Raw genomic sequence first — 1,401 nt, 5'->3', positions numbered from 1 at the left:
ACACGGAAGCCGACGGCCTCCAGCGCCCTACCGCCCATCGACAATGACCAGGCCCTGGTAGCTCATGCCGGGCCCCAGTCGGTGGTGCCGAAGAGCAGATCGCCGATCTTCATGCGCAGACCCATCCAGCCTGATTACAGCTTGGCAGCGATCAGCTTGCCCAGGCGCTCCACGCCGGCGCGGATCTGTTCCGGCGGCACGGTCACGAAGGACAGGCGCAGGGTGTTCTTCTGCGCCACGTTGGCGTAGAACGGTGCGCCGGGGACGAACGCGACCTTTTCCTGTTCCACGGCTTCATTGAGCAATGCGCCAGCGTCGATGTGCTCGGGCAGGGTCACCCAGATGAACATGCCACCTTCCGGCTTGCTCCAGCTGCAGCTGGCCGGGAAGTACTGTTGCAGCGCGTCCAGCATGGCCTGGCACTGGTCGCCGTAGAGCTTGCGGATGGTCGGTACGTGCTGGTCCAGGAAGCCGTCCTTGATGGCTTCGTACACCACCATCTGGGTCAGTTGCGCGGTGTGCAGGTCGGTGGCTTGCTTGGCCTGTTCCATCTTCAGGATCAGGGGCCGCGGCGCGACCACATAGCCCAGGCGGATGCCAGGGGTCAAGACCTTGGAGAAGGAACCCATGTAGATCACGCCGGCCGGGTTCATCGACAGCATCTTGGGCAGCGGTGCATTGCGATAGCTCAGGGCGCCATACGGATCATCCTCGATCAGCGGCAAGCCCAGGCGGGCACAGGTTTCCACCAGCTTGAGGCGACGCTCCACGGGCAGCGTGCGGCCGGTCGGGTTCTGGAAGTTGGGCAGCGAATACAACATGCGGGCGCCCCCGGCGATGGCTTCGATGGTCTCCGGCTGCAAGCCGGATTCATCGCTGGGCACCGACTCGAACTTGGCACCGTAGAGCGCAAAGGCTTGCAGCGCGCCCAGGTAGCTGGGGGTCTCAACCAGCACCTTGCTGCCTTCGTCGATCAAGACCTTGCCCAGCAGGTCCAGGCCTTGCTGGGAACCGGACACCATCAGCACCTGTTCCGGGGTGATCTGTGCGCCATCGGAGGACAGCGAAGCGGCGATCCATTCGCGCAGCGGCAGATAGCCATCGGTGGGACCGTATTGCAAGGCCATCTTGCCTTGCTGGCTCAGCACGCGGTCGAAGGCGACCTTCATGTGCTCCACCGGGAAGGTCAAGGGCGAAGGCAGGCCACCGGCGAAGGAGGTGATGTCGGGACGCATGGTCACCTTCAGGATTTCGCGGATGGCCGAGCTCTTCATGGCTTCGGCACGCTGGGAGAACTGCCATTGCAGCGGTGCGGGGTTTTCGAGTTTCATACGGTGCGCTCTATCTGTGTTCTGTGTGAGATGGTGCTATGGGCCGTGCGGCTTCTGCAGGCCGCAGCAG

Annotated in this window: 1 protein-coding gene; it reads right to left on the bottom strand. The window is 63.5% G+C overall.

What is annotated here, in order from left to right; genetic code table 11:
* Nucleotides 1-134: 134 nt before the first annotated feature.
* Nucleotides 135-1,331, bottom strand: a complete 1,197-nt coding sequence (locus tag I5W_RS23925; protein ID WP_044531124.1) for an aminotransferase-like domain-containing protein — start codon at nt 1,329-1,331, stop codon at nt 135-137.
* Between the last annotated feature and the right edge of the window lie 70 nt (nt 1,332-1,401).

Source organism: Herbaspirillum sp. B65 (genome assembly GCF_000333555.1).
Taxonomy (GTDB): Bacteria; Pseudomonadota; Gammaproteobacteria; order Burkholderiales; family Burkholderiaceae_D; genus Herbaspirillum; species Herbaspirillum rubrisubalbicans.
The sequence above is the reverse complement of the archived record's forward strand: the minus strand, read 5'-3'. Positions and strand labels throughout refer to the sequence as shown.